Origin of the sequence: Paraburkholderia lebeckiae (assembly GCF_050436325.1) — a bacterium.
GTDB lineage: Bacteria > Pseudomonadota > Gammaproteobacteria > Burkholderiales > Burkholderiaceae > Paraburkholderia > Paraburkholderia tuberum.
In genome coordinates this window covers 2,437,272-2,461,312 of sequence record NZ_JBNDLZ010000002.1, presented here as the reverse complement: position 1 = coordinate 2,461,312, position 24,041 = coordinate 2,437,272, and the positions used below count along the sequence as shown (strand labels likewise).

General features: G+C 64.9%; 21 protein-coding genes. 4 read left to right on the top strand and 17 right to left on the bottom strand.

All coding sequences use genetic code 11. The features are described from left to right. Positions 1 to 9 precede the first annotated feature (9 nt). Positions 10 to 1,359, bottom strand: a complete 1,350-nt coding sequence (gudD, locus tag OKW44_RS14540) for a glucarate dehydratase (protein WP_018423673.1) — start codon at positions 1,357 to 1,359, stop codon at positions 10 to 12. A 174-nt stretch (positions 1,360 to 1,533) separates the two neighbouring features. Beyond that, on the bottom strand, positions 1,534 to 2,865 hold the full coding sequence (locus OKW44_RS14535; protein ID WP_018423674.1) for an MFS transporter: 1,332 nt from the start codon (positions 2,863 to 2,865) through the stop codon (positions 1,534 to 1,536). Positions 2,866 to 3,279: 414 nt separating this feature from the next. Between OKW44_RS14535 and OKW44_RS14530 the strand changes: the two genes are divergently transcribed. Beyond that, entirely contained in the window at positions 3,280 to 3,990 is a 711-nt protein-coding gene (locus tag OKW44_RS14530; RefSeq protein WP_026226387.1) for a FadR/GntR family transcriptional regulator, read from the top strand. Between the two features lie 55 nt (positions 3,991 to 4,045). Here the strand turns inward: OKW44_RS14530 and OKW44_RS14525 are convergent, their stop codons facing one another. From OKW44_RS14525 to OKW44_RS14515, 3 genes are read right to left on the bottom strand one after another with little or no spacing between them, the layout of a single operon-like run. Then, entirely contained in the window at positions 4,046 to 4,351 is a 306-nt protein-coding gene (locus OKW44_RS14525; protein WP_018423676.1) for an AtuA-related protein, read from the bottom strand. A 1-nt stretch (position 4,352) separates the two neighbouring features. After that, positions 4,353 to 5,711, bottom strand: coding sequence for an acyclic terpene utilization AtuA family protein (locus OKW44_RS14520; RefSeq protein ID WP_018423677.1), 1,359 nt, complete (start codon positions 5,709 to 5,711; stop codon positions 4,353 to 4,355). A gap of 25 nt (positions 5,712 to 5,736) precedes the next feature. Beyond that, positions 5,737 to 7,041, bottom strand: a complete 1,305-nt coding sequence (locus OKW44_RS14515; protein ID WP_018423678.1) for a CitMHS family transporter — start codon at positions 7,039 to 7,041, stop codon at positions 5,737 to 5,739. 98 nt (positions 7,042 to 7,139) lie between these two features. Between OKW44_RS14515 and OKW44_RS14510 the strand changes: the two genes are divergently transcribed. Both OKW44_RS14510 and OKW44_RS14505 read left to right on the top strand, forming a co-directional pair. Beyond that, entirely contained in the window at positions 7,140 to 8,036 is an 897-nt protein-coding gene (locus OKW44_RS14510) for a LysR family transcriptional regulator (RefSeq protein WP_018423679.1), read from the top strand. 360 nt (positions 8,037 to 8,396) lie between these two features. Continuing rightward, positions 8,397 to 8,624 carry a hypothetical protein gene (locus OKW44_RS14505; protein ID WP_013092475.1) on the top strand — a complete coding sequence of 76 codons (228 nt, stop codon included), beginning with the start codon at positions 8,397 to 8,399 and terminating at the stop codon, positions 8,622 to 8,624. Positions 8,625 to 8,814: 190 nt separating this feature from the next. Here OKW44_RS14505 and OKW44_RS14500 read toward each other — a convergent pair whose 3' ends face one another. From OKW44_RS14500 to OKW44_RS14455, 10 genes are all read right to left on the bottom strand, one after another. Continuing rightward, positions 8,815 to 11,043 (bottom strand): NADP-dependent isocitrate dehydrogenase, encoded by a 2,229-nt coding sequence (locus tag OKW44_RS14500; protein WP_018423680.1) that lies wholly within the window; start codon positions 11,041 to 11,043, stop codon positions 8,815 to 8,817. Between the two features lie 400 nt (positions 11,044 to 11,443). Next, a complete protein-coding gene (locus OKW44_RS14495; RefSeq protein WP_026226388.1) occupies positions 11,444 to 11,824 on the bottom strand; it encodes an MFS transporter in 381 nt (126 codons plus the stop codon). Continuing rightward, positions 11,800 to 12,321 carry an MFS transporter gene (locus OKW44_RS14490; RefSeq protein ID WP_239499228.1) on the bottom strand — a complete coding sequence of 174 codons (522 nt, stop codon included), beginning with the start codon at positions 12,319 to 12,321 and terminating at the stop codon, positions 11,800 to 11,802. The genes OKW44_RS14495 and OKW44_RS14490 overlap by 25 nt, the downstream gene beginning before the upstream one ends. Further along, positions 12,269 to 13,153 carry an alpha/beta fold hydrolase gene (locus OKW44_RS14485; protein ID WP_018423681.1) on the bottom strand — a complete coding sequence of 295 codons (885 nt, stop codon included), beginning with the start codon at positions 13,151 to 13,153 and terminating at the stop codon, positions 12,269 to 12,271. The genes OKW44_RS14490 and OKW44_RS14485 overlap by 53 nt, the downstream gene beginning before the upstream one ends. 81 nt (positions 13,154 to 13,234) lie before the next feature. Next, the gene (gene mhpT / locus OKW44_RS14480; RefSeq protein ID WP_026226390.1) at positions 13,235 to 14,497 is read right to left on the bottom strand and encodes a 3-(3-hydroxy-phenyl)propionate transporter MhpT; all 1,263 of its coding nucleotides are present in this window, start codon (positions 14,495 to 14,497) and stop codon (positions 13,235 to 13,237) included. A gap of 101 nt (positions 14,498 to 14,598) precedes the next feature. Continuing rightward, positions 14,599 to 15,630: a 4-hydroxy-2-oxovalerate aldolase gene (gene dmpG / locus OKW44_RS14475; protein ID WP_018423683.1), complete on the bottom strand. Its 1,032-nt coding sequence runs from the start codon at positions 15,628 to 15,630 to the stop codon at positions 14,599 to 14,601. A 13-nt stretch (positions 15,631 to 15,643) separates the two neighbouring features. Continuing rightward, positions 15,644 to 16,594, bottom strand: coding sequence for an acetaldehyde dehydrogenase (acetylating) (locus tag OKW44_RS14470; protein WP_018423684.1), 951 nt, complete (start codon positions 16,592 to 16,594; stop codon positions 15,644 to 15,646). Positions 16,595 to 16,629: 35 nt separating this feature from the next. Continuing rightward, a complete protein-coding gene (locus OKW44_RS14465) occupies positions 16,630 to 17,439 on the bottom strand; it encodes a 2-keto-4-pentenoate hydratase (protein WP_018423685.1) in 810 nt (269 codons plus the stop codon). An 18-nt stretch (positions 17,440 to 17,457) separates the two neighbouring features. Beyond that, positions 17,458 to 18,408 carry a 3-carboxyethylcatechol 2,3-dioxygenase gene (locus OKW44_RS14460; RefSeq protein ID WP_026226391.1) on the bottom strand — a complete coding sequence of 317 codons (951 nt, stop codon included), beginning with the start codon at positions 18,406 to 18,408 and terminating at the stop codon, positions 17,458 to 17,460. Position 18,409: 1 nt separating this feature from the next. After that, the gene (locus OKW44_RS14455; protein WP_018423687.1) at positions 18,410 to 20,272 is read right to left on the bottom strand and encodes a bifunctional 3-(3-hydroxy-phenyl)propionate/3-hydroxycinnamic acid hydroxylase; all 1,863 of its coding nucleotides are present in this window, start codon (positions 20,270 to 20,272) and stop codon (positions 18,410 to 18,412) included. 220 nt (positions 20,273 to 20,492) lie between these two features. Between OKW44_RS14455 and OKW44_RS14450 the strand changes: the two genes are divergently transcribed. Next, on the top strand, positions 20,493 to 21,332 hold the full coding sequence (locus OKW44_RS14450; RefSeq protein WP_018423688.1) for a DNA-binding transcriptional regulator: 840 nt from the start codon (positions 20,493 to 20,495) through the stop codon (positions 21,330 to 21,332). A gap of 153 nt (positions 21,333 to 21,485) precedes the next feature. Here OKW44_RS14450 and OKW44_RS14445 read toward each other — a convergent pair whose 3' ends face one another. Beyond that, on the bottom strand, positions 21,486 to 22,526 hold the full coding sequence (locus OKW44_RS14445) for an ABC transporter substrate-binding protein (RefSeq protein WP_018423690.1): 1,041 nt from the start codon (positions 22,524 to 22,526) through the stop codon (positions 21,486 to 21,488). 127 nt (positions 22,527 to 22,653) lie between these two features. After that, complete coding sequence (locus OKW44_RS14440; protein ID WP_018423691.1) at positions 22,654 to 24,039, bottom strand: sensor histidine kinase; 1,386 nt, start codon at positions 24,037 to 24,039, stop codon at positions 22,654 to 22,656. Positions 24,040 to 24,041: the final 2 nt, after the last annotated feature.

Here is a 24,041-nt window from a genome sequence, read left to right as displayed (position 1 = left end):
AAATCGTCCTTAACGCACGAGACACGGCCGTTTGTTGTCGAACTTCCAGTTCGGAATCAGATATTGCATGGCAACGCCGTCGTCGCGTGCGCCGAGGCCGTGCTGCTGATACATCGCGTGCGCCTTCTCGAGCGCATCCATATCGAGTTCGATGCCGAGCCCCGGCTTCTGCGGCACCTTGACCTTACCGCCGACGATCTGCAGCGGATCTTGCGTCAGGAACTGACCGTCCTGCCAGATCCAGTGCGTATCGATCGCGGTGATCTTGCCCGGCGCCGCGGCCGCGACGTGCGTGAACATTGCGAGCGAAATGTCGAAGTGGTTGTTCGAATGCGAACCCCACGTGAGGCCCCAGTCGTTGCACATCTGCGCGACGCGCACCGAGCCCTGCATGGTCCAGAAGTGCGGATCGGCGAGCGGAATATCGACCGATTGCAGCTGGATGGCGTGACCCATCTGACGCCAGTCGGTCGCGATCATGTTGGTCGCCGTCGGCAGGCCGGTAGCGCGACGGAACTCGGCCATCACTTCGCGGCCAGAATAGCCGTTCTCCGCGCCGCATGGATCTTCCGCGTAGGCGAGAACATCGTGCTTGTCACGGCACAGGCGCACCGCTTCCGCGAGCGACCACGCGCCGTTCGGGTCGAGCGTCACGCGCGCTTCGGGGAAGCGCTCGGCGAGAGCCGTGACCGCTTCGATCTCGGCGTCGCCTGGCAGCACGCCGCCCTTCAGCTTGAAGTCGTTGAAGCCGTAGCGCGCCTTCGCGGCCTCGGCAAGACGCACGACCGTCTCCGGCGTCAGCGCTTTCTCGGTGCGCACGCGCTCCCAGTCGTCACGCGCGCCGGCGTTGTTCGCGTACGGCAGATCGGTCTTGTTGCGATCGCCGATATAGAACAGGTAGCCGAGCATTTCCACTTCGTCGCGCTGCTGGCCTTCGCCGAGCAGTGCCGCGACCGGCACGCCGAGATGCTGCCCGAGCAGATCGAGCAGCGCGGCTTCGAGCGCGGTCACCGCGTGAATCGTCGTGCGCAGGTCGAAGGTCTGCAAGCCACGCCCCCCAGCGTCGCGATCGGCGAACTGCGTGCGCACCTTGTTCAGAATCGCATGCAGATTGCCGATCGACTGACCGACCACGAACGGCCGCGCGTCGTCGATCGTCTTGCGGATGTTCTCGCCGCCCGGCACTTCGCCGATGCCGGTATGGCCCGCGCTGTCCCGCAGAATCACGATGTTGCGCGTGAAGAACGGACCATGCGCGCCGCTCAGATTCATCAGCATGCTGTCGCGGCCGGCGACGGGCACGACGCGCAGTTCGGTGACGACCGGCGTGGCGTTCGATTCGGTAGGTTTGGTGGACATGGGAAAAGCACCTGTGTGATGAAGTAGGCCGGCCGGCGGAAGCCGCCGCGCGCCGCATGCGTGTTCGACCGGACCGGATGAGAACTCGAATACAGAAAAATCGACGGCCGCATGCGAGCCGTCAGCGACTCGAATACAGAAAAATCGACGGCCGCATGCGAGCCGTCAGCGTAGTCAATGCGCGTTGCCGTGCAACGAATCGGGCAACGGCTCGCGATTGCCGGGCTTCTTGCGCGTCAGGAAGCCGGCCGCCGCCGCGAGCAGCGACGCGACGCCGAGACCGTACAGCCCGCCCGCGATCGAGCCCGTATGCTGCTGCAGATAGCCGAAGGTGGCCGGCGCGAAGAAGCCGCCGAGGTTGCCGAGCGAATTGATCAGCGCGAGCACACCGGCGGCGACGCGCGCATCGAGGTAGCCCTGCGGAATCGGCCAGAACAGCGACGCCGCCGCCTTGAAGCCGATCGCCGAGAAGCAGATCGCGACGAACGAGAACACCGGGTTGCCCGACGTCGACGCGAACAGACCGACCGCCGCTATGACGAGCGCGACCGCGAGCCAGCCCTGCTGATGACGCCATTTCGCCGATACGACCGCGAAGCCGTACATCGCGACCATCGAGATCAGCCACGGAATCGCGTTGAACATGCCGACCTCGAAGTCGGAAAGGCCGCCCATCTTGCGGATGATGGTCGGCAGCCAGAAAGTGGCCGCGTAGATGGTCAGCTGGATCGCGAAGTACAGGAAGCAGAACAGCGCGATTTGCGGGTCCTTCAGCAGCTTCACCGTCGGCAGACGCGCGCCGCCTTGCGCTTCGCGCTCGGCCTGTTCGGCCGCGATCGATTGTTCGAGCACACGCTGTTCTTCGGCCGTGAGCCAGTGCGCGTCGCGGATGTGCGACTTCAACAGCAACCAGCTGACGACGCACAGCGCGATCGAGAACGCGCCTTCGATCAGAAACATCCACTGCCAGCCTTGCAGGCCGAGGCCGCGAATCGACAGCAGCGAGCCGGTGATCGGACCGGACAGTACCGACGCGAGCGCCGAGCCCGACAGAAAGATCGCCATCGCCTTGCCGCGTTCCTTTTGCGGCAGCCACTGCGTGAAGTAAAAGACGACGCCGGGAAAGAAGCCCGCCTCGGCGACGCCGAGCAGGAACCGCAGCACGTAAAACGACGTGTCGTTCCAGACGAACGCCATCGCGCCCGCCACCAGCCCCCACGTGCCCATGATGCGCGTGAGCCAGGCGCGCGCGCCGAACTTCTGCATCAGCACGTTCGACGGCACTTCGAACAGCGCGTAGCCGATGAAGAACAGCCCGCTGCCGAGCCCGTAGGCGGCCGCGCCGATGCCGAGATCCGCCTTCATATGCGCGTTGACGAAGCCGATATTCACGCGGTCGATATAGTTCGCGATGAACATGATCAGGAAAAGCGGCAACACGTTGCGCTTCACCTTCGCGACCGCCGATTCCAGCGGGTCGAGCGCGGTGCTCAGAACTGATGTCAAGTTGTGTCTCCTTGTCGGCCACAAGGCCTGGGGGAACGCAGCGCGGCGCACCGGTGGGTGCAAGCCACTGCCCTGCGCTTGGTATGTTGTCTGACGACAGTCTACCGCTTTGCTTTGGTCAAATCCAGTAGGGTGTTTACCCTGTGGTTCCAGACCGAGCGCTCTGAAATCATGACAGATTCAAAGGTTCAGAGCCATGTTGACCAGCCCGGAATTCGTCTCGAACTAAGACGTCTGATGTCTATAATTGCCAGACTGTCGTCAGCAGCCCATGCGTCTGCGCAAATGTCCGCCTCGTCCCCGCCCCACCGCGCATCCGCACGCGAAAAATAGCCCGCGCCGATGCCGCCGAACGCGGCAGAATCGAGCACAGCCTGTGCGATACTTTGCAGGATCAGTCAACCAGCCACAAAAATGAGCAGCCTAACTGAAAAGGTGGTGGCCACCCTTTCCGATGAGATTCGCCGCGGGGCGCTGAGGCCAGGCGACCGCATCCCCACCGAAGTCGCGATGATGAAGCAGCTGTCCGTGAGCCGCTCCGTGGTCCGCGAGGCGATTTCGCGTCTGCAGGCAGCGAGGATCGTCGAAACGCGCCACGGCATTGGCACGTTCGTGCTCGCGCCCGCCGCCGAAAAACCGATGCAACTTCCCGCCGCCGATCTCACCAGCATGCTCGACGTGATGGCGATCATCGAGTTCCGGATCGACGTCGAAGCGGCCGCGGCCGCGCTCGCGGCATCGCGGCGCACCGAGCAGAACCTGAAGCAGATCCGCACTGCGCTCGATCGATTCGAGTCGGAACTCGAGCGCGGCAGCACCGACACACTCGCACACGACATCGAGTTCCATCTGCAGATCGCGCGCGCGAGCGGCAACCGCTATTTCTTCGACGTGCTGAGCCAGCTCGGCCGCTCGGTCAGCCCGCGCACCCGGCTCGGTTCGGCCGAGATCGCGGAGCTAGACCATATCGAGGTGTTGCGCAGCGTGCTCGGCGAGCATCTGATGATCTATCGCGCGATCGAGCGTCAGGATGCCGACGACGCGCGCGCCGCGATGCGCATGCATCTGAGCAACAGCCGCGAGCGACTGCGCCGCGCGCATGACCTGACGAAGGCTGGCGTGTGATCACATGCGGGGCTGAGCGGCCGCCCCGCAATACGACACGCCGCCGGCAATGCCCTCACTGCCCCACGTCGAGATCCATTAACGCCGAGCTCAGCGATTTGCCATGCGCATCGAGCGCGAGCGAACGCGTAACGCCGCCGCCGAGCGCGTCGCCGAGCACGAAGTTGAATGCGGCAATGCCCGGCAACTCATGGCGCACCACATCGCCGCGCACCACATCGCGCAGATGCGTCTTGACGCGCTCGGGCGTCAGCACATCGCGCAACCGCTCGTAATGCAGCGCGTCGTAGCAGATCACCGAGATATTGAGCGTATTGCCCTTGTCGCCGGTGCGCGAATGGGCCAGTTCTCGTAGTTTCATCTCAAGCCTCCATCAGCGAGAAAGCCGGCGCCGCATGCTCGCGCGGCAGCAGCACCGATTGCACCGCGACCACCTCGCGCGCCGCCTTCGTCACGCCGCCGCCGCCCGCCGGTCCGTTCGTGTACAGCGTCTCGACCTCGTTGCCGATGCGCAGCGCCTGCGCGAGCGACGCGGTGCGTCCCGCCACCCGGGCGCGCACTTCGTACGGCTCGCCATGACCGGCCGCCACCGCGTCACCATGCAGTGCGTTCACGCCGATCAGATCGAAGCGCAACTCGCGCGTCTGCACGCCGGTCAGCGCGAGACGCTCGCGCACGATATCGAGCGCGAGCCGCGCCCGCGCGAGCGCGCCGGGTCCGCCGTACGAAATCTGCCCCTCGCCGATATAGCCGTCGAAATACGCAACCGACACTTTCAGCGTCGCGGTGCGCTCCGTGCCGCCACCGCCGGTGACGCGCACACGGTCCACGGCTTCCTGCTCGACGCGCACCTGCGAGAAATCGGCGACCACGTCGGGCTGCAGATAACGACGCGGATCGTGGATCTCGTAGAGCAACTGCTCCTTGCAGGTCGCCTCGGTCACGAGCCCGCCACTTTGCGCGAGCTTCGTGATCACCACTGAACCGTCCCGCGCAACTTCGGCGATCGGAAAGCCGAGCCGCGCGAGATTCGGCACGTCCTTGAAACCGGGGTCCGCGAAATAGCCGCCGGTGACCTGCCCCGCGCATTCGAGCAGATGGCCGATTACCGTCGCCTGGCCGAGCATCGGCCAGTCGTCCAGGCGCCAGCCGAATTCGTGGATCAGCGGCGCGACGAACAGCGACGGATCGGCGACGCGCCCGGTCAGCACGATCTGCGCGCCGGCCGCGAGCGCCTCGACGATGCCGCTCGCGCCGAGGTACGCATTGGCCGATATCAGCCGGTCCGCGTACGCGGCCACCGCCTCGCCCGATTCGACGAAATGGAAGTCGCCCGCGCGCACGATGTCGAGCACGTCGTCGCCGGTGACTGCGGCAATCCTCAGGCCGCCGAGACCCAACTCGCGCGCGATCTGCGCGGTCCGGCGCGCTGCCGCGAGCGGATTGGCCGCGCCCATGTTCGACACGATACGCACGCCGTTGCGCGCCGCGACGGGCAGCACCGCGCGCATGCGCGCTTCGAGCAGCGGGTCGTAGCCGAGCTCCGGGTCCTTGCTGCGCGCCTGCTGCGCGATCGCGATCGTGCGCTCGGCGAGGCATTCGAACACGAGATAGTCGAGCTGGCCGTGTTCCGCGAGTTCGAGCGCGGGTTCGATGCGGTCGCCCGAATAGCCCGCGCCCGCGCCGATGCGCACGACGCGTCGAGGTTCAGTGGCTGTCATGGTGCTCCCGTTCGTTCAGCGAAGCTCACAGTGGAAAGATCCCGAGCACGACGCACGCGATCGTCATCACGACCGACGCGCCGAACAGCAGGGGAAACGTGAATCTTTGATGATCGGCCAGATCGATACCGCACAGCCCGACCACGAGGAACGTCGCGGGCGTGAGCGGACTGACCGGAAAACCGGTGGTCATCTGTCCAAGCAACGCGGCCTGACCGACGTGCACCGCCGGCACGCCGAGCTGGCCCGCCACTTCCGCGATCACCGGCAGTACACCGAAATAAAACGAATCGGGATCGAACAGCATGCTGAGCGGCATCGACAGCAGGCCGAGCACGATCGGAATATGACTCGCCATCGCCGGCGGCACGAAGCCGACGGCCGCCTGCGCCATCGCCTTCAGCATGCCGCTGCCCTGCATCACGCCGGTGAACACGCCGGCCGCGAGCAGGATGCCGGCCATCATCAGCGCGGCGCGCGCATGCGCGTCGATCCGTTTGCGCTGCATGTCCACATTCGGATAGTTGACCATCAATGCGATGCACAGGCCCACCATGAACATGATCGCAGGCGGAATCTTCTCGCCCATCACGACCATCGTGCCGAGCACGACGAGCGTCAGCACGATGTTGAACCAGAAGTTTTGCGGGCGGCGCAGCGCCTGTTGTTCCGGCGTCAGTTCGCGTTGGGGCATCGGCACCGAACCGCTCGCAGCGTTGATACCGAGGCGCTTTTCCTCGCGCCGCCCGAGCCAGTACGCCATCGAGAACACAAATACGAGGCCGATCGCCTGCACCGGAATAAGCGGATTGAACAGCGCCGAGATCGGCAGATGCAGCGACGCGGACGCGCGAATCATCGGCCCCGTCCATGGCAGGAAATTGATGCCGGCCGCCATCGATACCGCCGCGGCGAGCACGCGCCGGTCCATCTTCAGGCGGTCGTAGAGCGGCAGCATCGCCGGAATGGTGACGAGGAAGCAGACGGCGCCGGAGCCGTCGAGGTGGATGAGCAGCGCGAGCAGCGTGGTGCCCATCACGATGCGCGTGGGCCGTGTGCCGACCGCGCGCAGGATGCGCTCGATGATCGGGTCGAGCGTGCCGGCGTCGGTGATCGTGCCGAAGTACAGGATCGCGAAGACGAACATGCAGACGACGGGCGCGAGGCTCTTGAGGCCATCGACGACGAACTTGCTCGTCTGCAAGCCGAAGCCGCCGAGCAGCGATGCCGCGAGCGGCACGATGATCAGCGCGACGAGCGGCGACATGCGTTTGGACAGGATCGCGCCGAGCAGCACGACGATGGTAGCCAGCCCCAGCAATGGCAGCATGAGCTTGTCTCCAGGTTGTTTTTTAGTGTGATCGAGCGTAAGTTCGGGGCAGCAATAAAGCAATTGAAATAAATTGATTGCAGCAATCACAAATCATCATGGATCTGAATCTCCGGGACATCCGCGCGTTTATCGCGGTCGCGCAAACGGGCAGCTTCACGCGTGCGGCCGCGCGGCTGCATCTATCGCAACCGGCGTTGACGGTGCAGATTCGCCGGCTCGAGGAAACGGTCGGCCTGCGCCTGTTCGATCGCAACAGCCGCAACGTCGCCCTGACGCCGACCGGCCGCGAGCTGCTGCCCGTGCTGCAGAAATCGCTGCACGACATGGAGCACGTGCTGCTCGATGCGCGCGCGCTCGGCGAAGGCGCGAGCGGCAAGGTGCGCATCGCGTGTCTGCCGACCTTCGCGGCGAGCGTGCTGCCCGAGCTCGTGCAGGCGCTGAGAAAAGCCGTGCCACGCGTCGGCTTCGAGGTGCGCGATGTCGTCGCCAGCATGGTCAACACATTGGTGCGCAACGAGGAAGCCGATATCGGACTGACTGGCGGCGAATTGAACGACAGCGGGCTCGAGGTGCTGCATGCGGGCATCGACCGGCTCGTCGCCGTGCTGCCGAAGCAGCACGCGCTCGCGCGGCGGCGCCGGCCCGTCACGCTCGCCGATCTCGCCAACGAGCCGCTCGTGCTGACCGCGCAGGGCACGAGCGTGCGAGCGGTCGTCGACAGCGCGTTCGCCGACGCGCATTGTGAGCCGCGCATCGCCTGCGAACCGACCTACATGATGAGCGCGGTCGCGATGGCGCGCGCCGGGCTCGGCATCACGATCCTGCCGGCGTCGGCGCGCGAGGTGCGCGCGGAGCCCGAGCTAGTCGCGCGACCGATCGACGAAGCCGCGTTCACGCGGCGCATCGCGCTGATCAAAAAGCGCAGCCGAACCTTGCCGCCGGTGACCGAGACCTTCGTCGCGATGCTGATCGAACGGCTCGACGCGTCATAGGGCCGCACAGCGTCGTTTTGCGCGCCGCGCGCAGCCCTAATTTTCACGATACGAAACGATGCCGCGCGTCGTAAAAAATCATGGTGCGTGGCACAAAGCGGCCATTTCACGATGCCCGGCAGCGTTGCACATCGCAAAACTGATCTCGCAAGCCTTTGTTTTTACATTAATATTTTTAAGATAAAGACCAGTTCGACGCTCAATTGCCCGCCGATTCGCTGACGTAGACTCTTTCACAAGAGCACGCGCTTCACGCAGTCGGATTCGAGGGGCCTCACGACACGGCCACCCAAATCCCCCAGATTGCGAAGAAGCCGTCACGAATCGCGGCTTTTTTTATTGGCAACTGGGAGACTAAAAATGAAAGGCTTTCGCTTTGGTTCGACGCAGGGAGCGTTCTACATTCTGCCGGGTCAGGACGGCTGGGAAGCCACCTACGGCAACGAAACGCTCGGAGAATTCTCGAGCCCGCAACAGGCCGCCGACGACCTCGCGCGCGGTCTGAGCTGCGAGCATCTGTCGGAGCTCGACACGTCGACGCTCGAGATTCCGGAGAAGCTCGCCGATTGGGAAATCGTTCACGTATAAGGACGGGTATGACCGACGGCGACGTAGCAGTGACAGTAGAAACGACAATGGCGCCCGAAGGCGCCATTGTCGTATTCGCGGTCCTGCTGCGGCTTTGTCTTCGGTTGCGCTGCGTGCTTACCGCGCGGCTTTCGGGGCCAGCGCAGGTGCGGCCGCCGCGGCGCTTACCGCATCAGTCGCACGCGCGAGCTCAAGCCACCGAATCGACGATTGCGTTCAGCGTCGCGCTCGGGCGCATCGCCTTGCTAGTCAGCTCGACGTTCGGACGGTAGTAGCCGCCGATATCCACCTGCTTGCCCTGCGCCGCGCCGAGTTCCGCGACGATCTTCGCCTCGTTGTCGGCCATCGCCTTCGCGACGCCCGCGAACTGCGCCTGCAGCGCGGCATCGTCGGTTTGCGCGGCCAGTGCTTCGGCCCAGTACATCGCGAGGTAGAAGTGGCTGCCGCGATTGTCGATACCGCCGACCTTGCGCGCCGGCGACTTGTCGTTGTCGAGGAACTTGCCGGTCGCCTGATCTAGCGTCTTCGCGAGAATCTGCGCCTTCGGGTTGTGATACGCGGTGCTCAGATGCTCAAGCGATGCCGCCAGCGCGAGGAATTCACCGAGCGAATCCCAGCGCAGGAAGCCTTCCTCGACAAGCTGCTGCACGTGCTTCGGCGCCGAACCGCCCGCGCCGGTTTCGAACATGCCGCCACCGGCCATCAGCGGAACGATCGATAGCATCTTCGCGCTGGTGCCCAGTTCCATGATCGGGAACAGGTCGGTCAGGTAGTCGCGCAGCACATTGCCGGTGACCGAGATCGTGTCCTTGCCGGCGCGGATGCGCTCGACCGAGAACTTCGTCGCTTCGACCGGCGTCATCACGCGGATGTCGAGACCGTTCGTGTCGTGATCCTTCAGGTACTGCTCGACCTTCTTGATGATCTGCGCATCGTGCGCACGCGCCGCGTCGAGCCAGAACACGGCCGGCGTGTTGGAAGCGCGGGCGCGGTTCACCGCGAGCTTGACCCAGTCGCGGATCGGCGCGTCCTTGGTCTGGCACATACGGAAGATGTCGCCCTGTTCCACCGGCTGCTCGAGCAGCACCGCGCCGGCTTCGTCGGTCACGCGGACCACGCCGTTCGCCGGGATCTGGAACGTCTTGTCGTGTGAACCGTATTCTTCGGCGGCTTGCGCCATCAGGCCGACGTTCGGCACCGTGCCCATCGTGACCGGGTCGAACGCACCGTGCTTCTTGCAGTCTTCGATCACCGCCTGGTACACACCGGCGTAGCAACGGTCCGGAATCACCGCCTTCGCGTCGTACAGCGCGCCATCGGCGCCCCACATCTTGCCCGACTCGCGGATCATCGCCGGCATCGATGCGTCGACGATCACGTCGCTCGGCACGTGCAGGCTCGTGATGCCCTTGTCCGAGTTGACCATCGCGAGCGGCGGACGCTGTTCGTACTGCGCCTTGATGTCGGCTTCAATCGCCGCGGCCGTTTCAGCCGGCAGATCCTTCAGACGCGCGTACAGGTCGCCGATACCGTTGTTCGGGTTGAAGCCGACCTTGGCCAGTGCTTCCGCATGCTTCGCGAGCACGTCCTTGTAGAACACCGACACCACGTGACCGAAGATGATCGGGTCTGAGACCTTCATCATCGTCGCCTTCAGGTGCACCGAGAACAGCACGCCGTTCGCCTTCGCGTCGGCGATCTGCGCTTCGATGAAGCTGCGCAGCGCGTTCTTGCTCAGCACCGACGCGTCGATGATTTCGCCTGCCTGCACCGGCGTCTTCGCCTTCAGGACCGTGGTCGTGCCGTCGGCGGCGGCCAGTTCAATCTTCACGCTACCGGCCTGCGCGACCAGCGCCGACTTCTCGCTGCCGTAGAAATCGCCATCGCTCATGTGCGAGACGTGCGACTTCGAGTCCGCGCTCCATGCGCCCATCTTGTGCGGATGCTTGCGCGCATAGTTCTTCACCGACAACGGCGCGCGGCGGTCCGAATTGCCCTCGCGCAGCACCGGGTTCACCGCGCTGCCCTTGATCTTGTCGTAGCGGGCCTTGACGTCCTTCTCGGCGTCGGTCGTCGCGACGTCCGGGTACGACGGCAGCTTATAGCCCTGGTCGCGCAGCTCGGCGATCGCGGCCTTCAACTGCGGCACCGACGCGCTGATGTTCGGCAGCTTGATGATGTTCGCTTCCGGGCGCGTGGTGAGTCCACCGAGCTCCGCCAGATCGTCGGAAGCCTTCTGCTCCGCGCTCAGGTAGTCCGGAAATGCGGCAATGATCCGGCCGGCGAGCGAGATGTCGCGCGTTTCGACGAGCACGTTGGACGAGCGCGTGAACGCCTTGACGATCGGCAGCAGCGAGTACGTCGCCAGTGCGGGCGCTTCGTCGGTCAGGGTGTAGATGATCTTCGGCGGTGTGGACATGATTAATGCTTTGCTAGGAAGTGATAGACAGAGCGTTGGCAGTCGAAGCCAGCGCAAATCGTGGCGCGACGGCGACGGCGTCAGTTCGCCACGACGCAACCCCGCGACCTTCGTTTTGCGATACGACCGAGAGTATATGCGCGTTTTCCACTAAATGTGACTAGACAAACAGGTCACGAGACCGTACCGAAACGGGTCGATCCATGACTGGCAAGGGATTGCGGCCGATTACCCCGGTCTTAAGACAGATATCTTATAGATGACTTGTCGCAATATTATTTTTGGACAAATGCGAATTGGTCGCATTGACGAGCCTCAAATGGCGCCGTGGAGCCGTGACTGCTGCCCTCCACTTGCCGACGATTGGGCGCCTCGAAGATACGCTTCCGCGGCCGGCTCCTCACGCCCGCGCTTCGCGCGTCACAACGCCCCGCGCCGGCGTCGTCGACGGGCGGCGCACGGGCGTCCATAGCAGGCTCGCGCCGCTCAGATCGCCAAAGCCGAGCGCGACGAAAAACGGCGTATAGCCGACGCGGTTCACGAACCAGCCCATCGTCATCGTGAACGCGAAATTGCCGAGCCCCGCGACGAGCGCGGCGAGTCCCGTCACCGTGCCGACTTCGCGGCGCGGGAACAGGTCGGCCGACATCGAGATCACGGTGATCGACAGCGTCTGATGCGCGAAGCCGCCGAGGCACAGCAGGAACACCGCCATCGCCGGATCGTGGACGAAGCCGACGCCGGCCATGCCGATCATCAGGAACGCGCGGCCATCGTGCACGCGATGCGCTTGCCGTTGACGATCGGCACGTCGAAGCGGCGCTTCAACCACGCCGACAGCGGACCGCCGACCATGCAGCCGAGATCGGCCGCGACGAACGGCAGCCACGCGGTGAGCGCGATCGCCTTCAGATCGAAGCCGCGCGCCTGGTACAGGTAGAGCGGCATCCAGTAGACCAGCGTGCCCCACACCGGATCGGCGCAGAAACGCGGCAGCGCGATGCCCCAGAAATCGCGCTGCTTCAGGATGTCGAACACCCTCGGCCCGGAGTGTTTCGCGGCGCGCAAACCGGATTCCTGCGTCGCGCCGATATAGTCCGCCTCCTCGCGCGACAGCGCCGGATGACGGTCCAGATGCCGATAAAGCAGCAACCACAGCACGGCCCACGCGAGCCCCAGCCCGCCGCCGCAACGACGCACCAGTCGCCCACAACGACAACCCTGCTTATTGCCCGCGTCCGAGAAACTCCACCACCATCCGGTTGAACTTGTCCGCATGCTCCCACTGCGCCCAATGCCCGCACCGGCCGAACACATGCAGATCGGCGTTCGGCATCCCGGCCACGAGTCGCAGGCCGATGTCCATCGGCACGAAACGATCGTCGCGACCCCAGATCACGAGCGTCGGCGCGGTTACTTCGCCAAGGCGCGGCCCGTAGTCATTGAACTGCTTCGGATTCGCGGCGAGGCTTGCGACGAAGTTCTCGAGGTGATCGCGGCGCGCCAGCATGTTCGCGAGCCGCGCCTGCATCAGGTCTTCGGTCAACGCCTTCGTGTCGAACACGAAGACGCTCATCATGCGCTGCAGGTTCTCGATGGTCGGGTTGCGGTACAGCCCTTGCAGCAGCTTGATGCCTTCGGTCGGCATCGGCACGAATTGGCTCGGGCCGCCGGTGCCGCCGCCCATCAGCACGAGCTTGCCGACGCGTTGCGGCTCGGCGAGCGCGAACGCGACCGCGCTATGCCCGCCCATCGAGTTGCCGATGATATGCACGCGTTCGATATCGAGCGCATCGAGCAGCGCCTTCAGGCAGCGCGCATTCAGTTCCGAGCGCGAGCCCTTGCAGACGATTGGGTCGCTCTTGCCCCAACCGAGGCAGTCCATCAGAATCACGCGATAGCCCGCCGCGACGAGCGGCTCGACGTTGCGATTGAAGTTGGCCCAGCCGGTCGCGCCCGGTCCCGAGCCGTGCAGCATCACGACCGCTTTCGCACCCTGCCCCACGTCGTTGTAGTGGAGCTGCATTTCGCGGCCGTCTTCGGTGATGCGGACGAATCGGCTGGTCGCTTCCTCGGTGATCGCCGCTACTTGCGTGTTGGTATTGCTCATGTCGAATTCCTTTGTTTCACGGATTAAGTGACCGCGAGTCGCCGTCGACGGCGGACCCGCGCGGTATTTCGGGCTGCAAAGCTATTGCGCGGCCGCCGCGGCATAACGAAGCGTCGAGCGATTCACGACGAGCCACGCGCCAATCGCGGCGACCGCGATCAGCGGAATGCTCGCACCGAGCAGCACGCTCGCACCCTGACCGATCGCGAGCAGTTGCCCGGCGATCAACGGTCCGAGGATCGAGCCGAGACGGCCTACCGCCACCGCAGCGCCGACGCCGGTGCCACGCACTTCGGTCGGGTACAGGCTGCTTGCCAGCGCATACAACACCGACTGCCCGCCGACCAGGAACAGCCCCGCCAGCAGACCGCCCCACGCCATCGACGTGCCGCCATTCGCGCTCAGCAACGCGCCGAGCGCAACGACGATGCCGACATACATGCCCGCGACCGTGCGGCGCCGGCCCATCCGGTCCATCATGCCGGCGATCACGATCGCGCCGATGCCGCCGCCGATGTTGAACATCATCTGTACGACGCCCGACTGCACGCGCGTCAGACCGCGCGTCAACACGAGCGACGGCAGCCAGTTGATCAGGAAATACAGCACGATCAGCGTGCCCAGATAGCTGATCCACAACGCGATCGTCGTGCCCGCGCGTCCTTCCCGCCACAGCGCGTGCGTCACGCTAGCCGACGCATCGCGTCGCGCGCCTTTGGTTGCACGCGCCGCGACGAACTGCGCCGACTCGCGCAGGAACAGTGCAAGCAGCGGCAGCACCAGCAACGGCCCGAAGCCGCCGACGTAGAAGATATGCCGCCAGCCCGCGTCGCCCGCACTGATGATGCCGACCACCGCCGCGAGCGCCGCGCCGAACGGCATGCCGCAATACATGGCGCCGACCGCGGTGTTGCGCTGATGGGGCGGCGCCGCTTCCGAGCACAGCGCGATCAGATTCGGCATCGCTGCGCCAAGACCGAGGCCGGTCAGAAAGCGCGCGGCGAGCAGGCTGTTCAGGTCCCACACCTGCGCGGTCGCCAGCGAGAAGATGCCGAATAGCGCGACCGACCACATCAGCACGCGCTTGCGCCCGAGCCGGTCGGCGAGACGTCCGCCGATCGCGGCTCCTGGCAGCAGCCCGAACGCGCCGATGCTGAACGCCCAGCCCATCTGCGCGACCGCGAGATGAAATTCGCGCGCCATGCGCGGTGCCGCGAGGCCGGTCGATTGCAGGTCCACGCCTTCGAGCAGTGCGACGATCAGGCAGAGCCCGATCGTCAGCGCGCCGCCGGCAAGAGGTTTCGTCGACTGTGTTGTTTGCGTTGTTTGCGTTGACTGCCGCATAAAAGTCTCCAATGTTGAGTCAGCGTCGCTCTTGCGGCGACCTTGCTGGATGAAATGAACGCTGCGCGCGCGGCATGCGGCGCCGTCGCGCAGCGTCCGGGTCATGAAGCCACTGCGTCGGTTGCGTGCGCGCGCTTCAGATCCAGTGCGACGTCGACGATCATGTCTTCCTGGCCGCCCACCATGCGCCGCTTGCCCAGCTCGACCAGAATGTCCACGGTCTTCAGGCCGTATTTCTTCGCGGCCACTTCCGAATGACGCAGGAAGCTCGAATACACCCCCGCATAGCCGAGCGCGAGCGTTTCACGATCGACGCGCACCGGCCGGTCCTGCAGCGGACGCACGACGTCGTCGGCGGCGTCCATCAGCGTGTAGAGGTCGGTGCCGTGATTCCAGCCCATGCGCTCGGCCGCCGCGATGAACACTTCGAGCGGCGCATTGCCCGCACCGGCGCCCATGCCCGCGAGCGATGCATCGATACGGTCGCAGCCCTCTTCGACCGCGACCATCGAGTTGGCCACGCCCAGCGACAGGTTGTGGTGCGCGTGCATGCCCGTCTTCGTTTCGGGTTTCAGCACGGCCTTCACCGCGCGGAAGCGTGCACGCACGTCGTTCATCGTCAGCGCGCCGCCCGAGTCGACCACATAGATACAGGTCGCACCGTAGCTCTCCATCTTCTTCGCTTCGATGGCGAGGTTCTCCGGCGTGGTCATGTGGCTCATCATCAGGAAGCCGACCGTGTCCATGCCGAGTTCGCGCGCGTATTCGATGTGTTGCTTCGAGATGTCCGCTTCCGTGCAATGCGTGGCGATGCGCACGACGCGAGCGCCCGCGTTGTAGGCGGCCTTCAGATCGTGGATCGTGCCGATGCCAGGCAGCAGCAGGGTCGCGATCTGAGCGTGCTTGACCACGTCAGCCACCGCTTCGATCCATTCGAGGTCACTATGCGCGCCGAAGCCGTAGTTGAAGCTCGAACCCTGCAGGCCATCGCCGTGGGCAACTTCGATGCTGTCCACCTTCGCGCGGTCCAATGCGCGTGCGATGTCCTGCACGTTCTGGATCGAGTACTGGTGACGAATGGCGTGGCTGCCGTCGCGCAGCGTCACGTCTGAGATATACAGTTTCTTGTCCATGCGGGAAGTCTCCTTAAGCCTCTGATGCCTGCACGAGCGCCTGCGCCATGCGCTCGGCCGTCGCGAGCGCGGCCGAAGTCATGATGTCGAGATTGCCCGCGTAGGCGGGCAGATAGTGCGCGGCGCCTTCCACCTCGATGAAGATCGACGTCTTCAGACCACTGAAGCTACCGAGGCCCGGAATGTTCAGCGGCGCGCTCGCGCTGATTTCGTCGAACTGCACCTTCTGCTTCAGACGATAGCCGGGCACGTACGCCTGCACCGCGGCGGCCATCTGCTCGACCGATGCCTCGACCTTCGCGCGATCCGCGAGGTCGGACAGCGTATAGACGGTGTCGCGCATCATCACCGGCGGCTCGGCCGGGTTGAGCACGATGATCGCCTTGCCTTTCGCGGCGCCGCCGACCACTTCGATCGCCTTCGAAGTCGTCTCGGTGAACTCGTCGATGTTCGCGCGTGTGCCTGGGCCCGCTGACTTGCTGCTGATCGACGCGACGATCTCCGCGTAATGCACCTTCGCGACGCGCGACACGGCCGCGACCAGCGGAATGGTCGCCTGTCCGCCGCACGTGACCATGTTCACGTTCGGCGCGTCGAGATGCGTGTCGAGATTCACCACCGGCACGCAGTACGGGCCGATCGCCGCCGGCGTCAGATCGATCACGCGAATCGAGGGCTTCAGCTTTCGCAACAGCGCATCGTTCTTCACGTGTGCGCCCGCCGAGGTCGCGTCGAATACGAAGTCGATGTCGTTGAACACGGGCAGACGCGTCAGACCTTCGACACCTTCATGCGTGGTCGCGACGCCAAGCCGCGCGGCGCGCGCGAGGCCGTCGGAGTTCGGATCGATGCCGACCATCGCCGCGACTTCGAGATGCTTGCCGTGACGCAGGATCTTGATCATCAGATCGGTGCCGATGTTGCCCGAGCCGATGATCGCGGCCTTGAGTTTTTCGCTTGCCATATGAGTTCCCTATCGAATGCTTGCGAGTGCTTGCGTTATGCGGAAAAAGTCGCGCGGACGCTGCCGAGACCTTCGATCTGCGCGCAGTAGGTGCCCGGCTCCTTGACGCCGACCATCGGGCCCAAAGCGCCCGTCATCAGCACGTAGCCGGCACGCAGCGGCGTGCCGAGCCGGACCATGCGATCCGCGAGCCAGGCGGCGGCATTCAGCGGATTGCCGAGACACGCGGCGCCATTGCCGCGCGACAGGACTTCCGCATCCTTCGATAGCGTCATCGCGCAGGCCGCGAGATCGGTATCGCGCAGCAGGACCGGGCGGCTGCCGAGCACGAAGCGCGCGCTCGACGCGTTGTCCGCGACCGTATCGACGAAACGGATGTTCCAGCCTTCGATGCGGCTGTCCACCACTTCGATCGCCGCGACCGCATACGCGGTTGCGCGCATCAGATCGGCGTACGTGTGGCGCTCGTGCAGCAGATCGTGTTCGAGCACGAGCGCGATCTCCGCTTCGACTTTCGGCTGAATCAACTGATCGAGAGGAATCGGCTGGCCGTCGCCATACGCCATCGACGCGAACAGCGCGCCGAAGTCAGGCTGGTCGACACCGAGTTGACGCTGCACCGCCGGCGACGTGAGTCCGATCTTGCGGCCGACGACGCGCTCGCCCGCCGCGATGCGCGCGGCCACGTTGGCCTGCTGCACCGCGTAGGCGAGCTCCTCGGCGTCGGCCGGGTTCGACAGTTCGACGAAACGCGAGTCGTCGCGCAACGGCGCGATGGTCGCGCGCGTACGTTCCGATTCGCGCAGGCGCAGCGCGAGCACGTCTGCATTGCTTTGAGTGGTCATAGCAGGTTCCTGATTCGGTTAGACGTGGGCGGTCACGGGTCGCGCATGCATCGCGCCAAAGCCCGCGATCCATTCGGGGATCGGACGGTAGTAATCGAGCGACGCGCGATACGGGCCGCTCGCGTTCAGTGCGCCGAACGCGGCGATCCACGTCCGGATTTCGTGCGCGGACTTGCCGGCCTCGCGCGTGATCGCGCGGTTGGTGAAACCGTCGAGCGCGGTGAGTTCGCCTTCTTCGAGCAGCTTCAGGAACGCGCGATCCCATTCCGGATTGAGCGGATGCAGACGGCTGTCGCCCGCGGCGAACGCGCGCGCCGCCGCGATCGTGCGCGCCTCACGCGCCGCGCGTGATTCGGCCGACGGATTGCGGCCCGCGATCAGACGCTCGGCGACTTCCTCGCTCGCGCCCGCGAGTTCCGGCACCGGCGGTTCGTGCGAGATGCCGCCCGAGCCGATCACGAGCACGCGTTGCTTCGAGCGTGCGAGCGCTCGACCCAACGCATCGCCGAGCAGACGCGCGCGGCGGCATGAAGCCATCGGCGCGGCCACCGAATTGATGAATACCGGCACGACTGGATATCGATCGAGGCTGCCCGTCAGAATCTCCAGCGCTTGCGCGCAACCGTGATCGACCTGCATGCGGTACGAGACGGCGACGTCGACGTCGCTCGCGAGCACCGCTTCGGCAAGGTCGAACGCGGTATCGGCGGGCACATCCAGCGGACCGGCGAGGCTCTTGAAGTCGCCGATCGCGCTCGCCGATGCGCCGATGCAAAACGGCGGCATTACGTCATAGAAGAAACCGTTGTAATGATCGGGCGCGAACACGACGACCAGTTCGGGATCGAACTCGACGACGCGCGCACGCGCTGCCGCATGCACGCGCTCGACTTCCGCGACGACTTCGGGCGCGGGATCGTAATAGCCGTGCAACGGCGTGTGCGATAGGCATTCGAGCAGCATCGGCATATCAGGCTCCGGCGATTGCAGCGATGGCGAAAGTGGCGACGGCATCGGGCGCGAACGCTGCTTCGTCGCCATAACCGGCCACGTCAGCCCACCCCGCCACGTCGAGATGCAGCTGCCGCGCGAGTTCGACGACGAGTTGCGACACCTGCTGCGGCGAGCCCATGCCCGCGACGAAACGATCGGGACGCAACAGCACGACGGATTCCGGCACTCGCGTGAACCAGTCCTTCAGCCGCGTATTCACATCGCCGATCGCGATGACGTCTTCTGGCACGTCGTCATGGAAAGACAGCTGCGTGTCCGGCTTCGCGACCACGAAGCAGCCGCCGAGCCGCTGCCAGATCGCACGCGCCTGCTCCGACAAACCGAAGGTCGGCTCCGCGCCCCAGCCGACGATCGCGAAGCGGTTGCCGAGCACGTCGTCGAGTCGCACGACCTCGCCGCTCACCGTACGCACGCGCGGTTGAATGAACATGCGGCCGACCGGCGAATGACAATGCGGGTCGCGTCCATACACGAGACGGCCGAGCCGCGACTCGCGCTTCTCGCTCATCAGACCGAGCAGGCGGCCCGGCGCCGAATGCCCCGACCGTTCGAGCACGCGCGCGAGCCAGCCATGCTTGCGCGGCGTGCGCGCCAGCAATACGACGCCGCTTTCATAGCGTGGCATCGGCTTGAAACGCATTTCGACGAAGTAGCGCTTGACCGCCGGGAACCAGTTGAACGTACGCACGAACGCGTCGCGAAACTTGATGCCGAAGCGGCTCGTCGGCGCGAAGATGTCGCCCGCGACCTCAGAGAGGTGGATCATCGAGCGCGCATGCGAACGGCGCTCGGCGGTGTAGCTATCGAGCAGTGCATCGCCCGCGACGCCCTTGACCACCATCGCGAGTTTCCAGCCGAGGTTGCTCGCGTCGCGAATACCGCTGTTGTAGCCCTGGCCCTGCCACACCGGCATGATGTGCGCGGCGTCGCCGGCGAGCAGCACGCGCTTCACGCGGAAGCTGCTCGCGAGGCGCGCGTTGTGCGTATAGACGCGCTTGCGGATGTAGTCGACCTTCTCCGGCTCGGCGACGACCTTGCGGATCAGCGCGGCCATGTTCTCCGGCTTCGACAACTCTTCCTCGGTCTCGCCTGGCATCACCATGAATTCGAAGCGGCGAATCCCGTGCGGCAGCGCGGCCGACACATACGGGCGCCGCGGATCGCAATGCATATATACGTGCGGCGAGCCGATCGGGTCGTTGCGCACGTCGACGACGATCCACTGATTCGGTTTCGTGCGGCCCTCGAACGGCACGTCGAGGATGCGGCGCACGAAGCTGTTGCCGCCGTCCGCACCGACCATGTACGACGCGCGGATCGTACGGCGGCCGCTCTGCGCGTGTTGCGCTTCGATCGTGACGCCGCTGCCGTCCTGCGTGAACGAGTTGACCGTGTGGCCGAATCGCACCTCGACGTGCGGGAAGCGTTGCAGGCCCTCGTACAACACGCGATCGGCCAGCGGCTGAATGAACGCGTTGCGGCGCGACCAGCCGAATTCGTCGGTGCGCGGCTCGATCGATGCGAAGCAGTGACCGTTGCTCGTGACGAAGCGCATCCAGTGATCGGGGGTCGTGTGCGGCAGCAATGCATCGGCGAGACCGACGGACTGAAACACGCGCAGCGCTTCATCATCGAGGCCGATCGCGCGCGGATAGTCGATGATCTTGTCGAGCCTTTCGATCAGCACGACGCGCACGCCCTGCAGGCCGAGATAGTTGGCGATCATCAAACCGACCGGGCCGGCGCCGATGATCGCGACGTCGGTGGTGAGGGGTCCACTGTGACCTTGCGCGGCCACCGGGTCGAGCGTTTGGGGCATGTTGTCTCCGTATGTCGACCAGAGTGACCGGGCCGAGATATTCACGGAGCGCGGCGGCGGGAACCGGCTGTCGCCATGGCGAAAAATCGCCTGCGGGCAACAGCTTGCGTCTCCATGAAATCGTTGATTTGTTGGCAGTCTAGGACCGGCCACCTGCTCGCTCAACAAAATCTGGAAATTGTGCATAGAATGCACATAATTGATTTGATTGAGGTTTCAAGTGACCAAATACACGAATGTGCGAGGTCTGTCGCGCGGCTTGCAGGTGCTGCAGGCGCTCAACTCGATGGACAGCGGCCGCGCGACGAGCCAGCAGATCAGCGAACTGACCGGCCTGCATCGCACCACCGCGCGGCGGCTGCTCGAAACGTTGATGGAGGAAGGCTTCGTGCGGCGCAGCGCGTCGGACGACAGCTTCCGGCTCACGCTGAAGGTGCGCGCGCTGAGCGAAGGCTTCACCGACGACGAACGCATCGCGACGATCGCGCCGCCGGTGATGGGGCGTCTGCTGCAACGCGTCGCGTGGCCGTCCGATCTGACCACGCCCGACGGCGACGCGATGATCGTCCGTGAGACGACGCACCGCTTCAGTCCGCTATCGTTTCATCGCGCGATGGTCGGCCGCCGTTTGCCGATCCTGCTGACCGCGGCGGGTCGCGCGTACTTCGCGATGTGCCCCGACGAGGAGCGCGAGGACATTCTCGATCTGCTGCGCTCGGGCGCCGGCGGCGAGGAGCAGAAGGCGCTCGCGTCGAACGACGCGTTGATCCGCAGCCTCGTGCGACGCGTGCGCGCGGATGGGTTCGGCTCGAATCACGGCGACTGGGCGGACCAGGGGAAGATCGGCGCGGTTGCCGTCGCGATCGTGTTCGAGGAACGCGTGCTCGCGAGCTTGAACGTGGTGTTTCTGTCGCGCGCGGTGTCGCTCGCGGAAGCGAAGCGGCGCTATGTGCCCGAGTTGCAGACGGCCGCGCGGGAAATGGTCGAGGAACTCGCGGCGCAGACCCGCGCGAGGAGCGGAGCGGACAAGACGCGTGCGGGACGCGAGCGGAAGTCGTGAGGTGGCATTCGCAAGCCGTCCCGCAACTCAGAATCGCGTGCGAATACCCGTCGTCAATTGCAACTGGTTCTTCACGCCAAACGTCGTCGCGACGACGTAACCATTGTGAAGCTTCATCTTGTGCTCGAAGCGACCCACGCGGTCAGCCCGCTTTCAAGGCTTCACGTCATCGACGAACTGATCGGTAAACGTGCGCGACAGATCGATATGCCGCCCCTTCACCGCCGGATTGAAGCTCGACAGTACCTTCAGCACCGTCTGCGGACCGTCGGCTGGCATCTTGCCGTCGACGGTGTACATCGGCAGCGAGGCCTGCAATGCGCTGATATACAGCGCCCTGTCGTTGCCGATGTCTTGTTTTGGCATCTGCGCGGCGATCTGTTCCGCGCTGTGGGTGTGCATATAGCGCAGCGTCTTGACGAATGCGCGCGCGAGTTTCGCGGCTACGTCGGCATGCGCGTCGAGCCACGTGCTTTGCACGTAGAGGCTCGACGCCGGATACATGCCTCCGAGCGCGGCGCGCGTGCCATCGACATTGCGCATGTCGACGAGTACTTTGGCGTCGCCCGCTTTCAATAGTTGAGTGACGGTCGGCTCGGTCGTCATACCCGCCTGAATGCGTCCTTGCCGCATCGCCGCGATGAAACTGCTGTCCGCGCCGACCGGCAGCAGCGTGTATTGCGTGGACCGCACGCCCGCTCGCTGTGCGAGGTACTGCGTGAGAAAACTCGTCGAGGAGCCGAGCCCCGTCACGCCGAGTGTTTTACCGCGCACGTCGGCCATGCTCCGGATCGAATCGGCCGATTTCGCCGCGACCAGTTGCACTTCGCCGGGCACCTGACTGAACACGACGATCGTCTTCACTTCCTTGCCGCGTGTCTGCAGATCGATCGTGTGATCGTAGAAGCCGACCACGCCCTGCACCGCGCCCGCGAGCATTTCGTTTTCGCCGTCTATTCCAGTCGGCTGCGACAGCAGTTCGACGTCGAGCCCTTCGGCCTTGAAATAGCCGAGCTGTTCGGCAAGACGCGCCGGCAGATAGATGAGCTTGTTGGTACCGCCCACCATGATCGCGAGTTTCTCCGGCGCGGCGGCTTGCGCAGGCGTCGCGAGTCTCGCGAGCGCGCACAGCGCGAGCGACGCCGCGACGGCGGCATAGGCCGCGCGCGAGAAACGCGTCAAGGAAAGCTTCATTGGGGTGTCTCCGTTATCTTGCGTCTGGGCGCCGCGCGGGGGTCGCCTGCCCGTGATTGTGAAGGTGCGAACCCATCCCGATGCTTGCACGGCTGTGCATGTTGCGCGAACCTCGGGTTTATCCCGATCACTTCGGCGTTGCGCGCGGAAACGTCACGGCGATATGCACACCCTTGCCGCCCTCGCCCGCCTTCAGCGTGATCTCGCCGTGATGGGCGTCCGCGATTTCGCGCACGATCGCAAGACCGAGGCCCGTGCCCTCGGTATCCGTCGACGCACGAAAGAACGGCTCGAACACACGGCTGCGCGATTCGGCCGGAATGCCGGGGCCGTTGTCGGTCACGCTGACCGTCACCGCATTGGCCGCGGTATCAGCGTTCACGGCGACCGTCACGTGACCACCGCTGCCCGTATAGCGAATCGCGTTCTCGGCGAGATTCGCGATCAGTGCCTGCAACAAGCCGCGATGTCCGAGCACCGGCGCCGCGCCGTGCAATTCCGCGCCCAGATCGATTTCACGTGCCTGCGCGAGCAGGCCGAGATCTTCGACGACCTCCATCGCGAGCGGCACCAGATCGACGCGTTCCATCGCGAGCTGCGAGTTGTCGGCGGCCTCGGCCTGCGCGAGCAAAAGCAGCTTGTTGGTGAGCCCGACCATCGAGCGGTTGCTGCGATGCATCGCGGCAAGCGCTTCGTCGAGCGCGGGATTGAGGCCTTCCTGCTGCCGCGCGAATTGCAGTTGCGTGCCGAGCAGCGTGAGCGGCGTGCGCAACTGATGCGCGGCGTCGGCGATAAAGCGCCGCTGCGCCGCCACCTGCACGCCGAGCCGCGCGATGCACTGATTGATCGCATCGACGATGGGCCGCAGTTCCGTATGCAGACGCTCGACGCGAATCGGTTCGAGCTGCATCGGATCGCGGTCGGCCACCTCGTCTTTCACCTTCATCAAGGGCCGCAACTCGAACGTGAGCCCGATGCAAACGAGCGCCACCGCCAGCGCGATCATTTCGAGCTGGCGCACGAGTTGCGGCCGCCACAACTGTTGCGTCATCGCATCGCGCGAGCGCACGGTCTTGCCGACCGTCACGCGCACGGGGCGCGTCGCGCCGTTGTCGTACATGAGCCGCACGACGTCGACAGCGCGCACCTGCTGGCCGTGCAACTGCGTGTAGTACGAATCCGGCACGTCGGGCGCCCGCAGGGGACGCGGCGGGAAATCAGGCGTACCCGCGAGCAGCCGCCCACCGTCGACACGCACGCTATAGAACACCTGGTCGCGATATGGCGATGCGAAGATCTCGAGCGCGGCGGGCGGCACGTCGACACGCAGAAAGCCGTCGCTCCATTCGACCTCGCCCGCGATCATCCTTGCCGACGCGACCAACTGATTGTCCTGCACCAGATTCGCGGTGTGCCGCGCGTTGTCGTACTCGGTCTTGCCGGTCACGAACACATAAAGCGCGAGCGGTACGAGCAGCCACCACAGCAGGCGTATGCGTAGGCTATTGGCCATCG

What these genes read in the sequence shown, in the direction of transcription:
- OKW44_RS14530 (WP_026226387.1), top strand. Translation starts at nt 3,280, where the DNA reads ATGAGCAGCCTAACTGAAAAGGTGGTGGCCACCCTTTCCGATGAGATT.
- OKW44_RS14520 (WP_018423677.1), bottom strand. Translation starts at nt 5,711, where the DNA reads ATGACAGCCACTGAACCTCGACGCGTCGTGCGCATCGGCGCGGGCGCG.
- OKW44_RS14515 (WP_018423678.1), bottom strand. Translation starts at nt 7,041, where the DNA reads ATGCTGCCATTGCTGGGGCTGGCTACCATCGTCGTGCTGCTCGGCGCG.
- mhpT (WP_026226390.1), bottom strand. Translation starts at nt 14,497, where the DNA reads ATGCGGCAGTCAACGCAAACAACGCAAACAACACAGTCGACGAAACCT.
- OKW44_RS14500 (WP_018423680.1), bottom strand. Translation starts at nt 11,043, where the DNA reads ATGTCCACACCGCCGAAGATCATCTACACCCTGACCGACGAAGCGCCC.
- dmpG (WP_018423683.1), bottom strand. Translation starts at nt 15,630, where the DNA reads ATGGACAAGAAACTGTATATCTCAGACGTGACGCTGCGCGACGGCAGC.
- OKW44_RS14470 (WP_018423684.1), bottom strand. Translation starts at nt 16,594, where the DNA reads ATGGCAAGCGAAAAACTCAAGGCCGCGATCATCGGCTCGGGCAACATC.
- OKW44_RS14510 (WP_018423679.1), top strand. Translation starts at nt 7,140, where the DNA reads ATGGATCTGAATCTCCGGGACATCCGCGCGTTTATCGCGGTCGCGCAA.
- OKW44_RS14455 (WP_018423687.1), bottom strand. Translation starts at nt 20,272, where the DNA reads ATGCCCCAAACGCTCGACCCGGTGGCCGCGCAAGGTCACAGTGGACCC.
- gudD (WP_018423673.1), bottom strand. Translation starts at nt 1,359, where the DNA reads ATGTCCACCAAACCTACCGAATCGAACGCCACGCCGGTCGTCACCGAA.
- OKW44_RS14505 (WP_013092475.1), top strand. Translation starts at nt 8,397, where the DNA reads ATGAAAGGCTTTCGCTTTGGTTCGACGCAGGGAGCGTTCTACATTCTG.
- OKW44_RS14440 (WP_018423691.1), bottom strand. Translation starts at nt 24,039, where the DNA reads ATGGCCAATAGCCTACGCATACGCCTGCTGTGGTGGCTGCTCGTACCG.
- OKW44_RS14465 (WP_018423685.1), bottom strand. Translation starts at nt 17,439, where the DNA reads ATGACCACTCAAAGCAATGCAGACGTGCTCGCGCTGCGCCTGCGCGAA.
- OKW44_RS14445 (WP_018423690.1), bottom strand. Translation starts at nt 22,526, where the DNA reads ATGAAGCTTTCCTTGACGCGTTTCTCGCGCGCGGCCTATGCCGCCGTC.
- OKW44_RS14485 (WP_018423681.1), bottom strand. Translation starts at nt 13,153, where the DNA reads ATGAGCAATACCAACACGCAAGTAGCGGCGATCACCGAGGAAGCGACC.
- OKW44_RS14490 (WP_239499228.1), bottom strand. Translation starts at nt 12,321, where the DNA reads ATGCGGACAAGTTCAACCGGATGGTGGTGGAGTTTCTCGGACGCGGGC.
- OKW44_RS14460 (WP_026226391.1), bottom strand. Translation starts at nt 18,408, where the DNA reads ATGCCGATGCTGCTCGAATGCCTATCGCACACGCCGTTGCACGGCTAT.
- OKW44_RS14525 (WP_018423676.1), bottom strand. Translation starts at nt 4,351, where the DNA reads ATGAAACTACGAGAACTGGCCCATTCGCGCACCGGCGACAAGGGCAAT.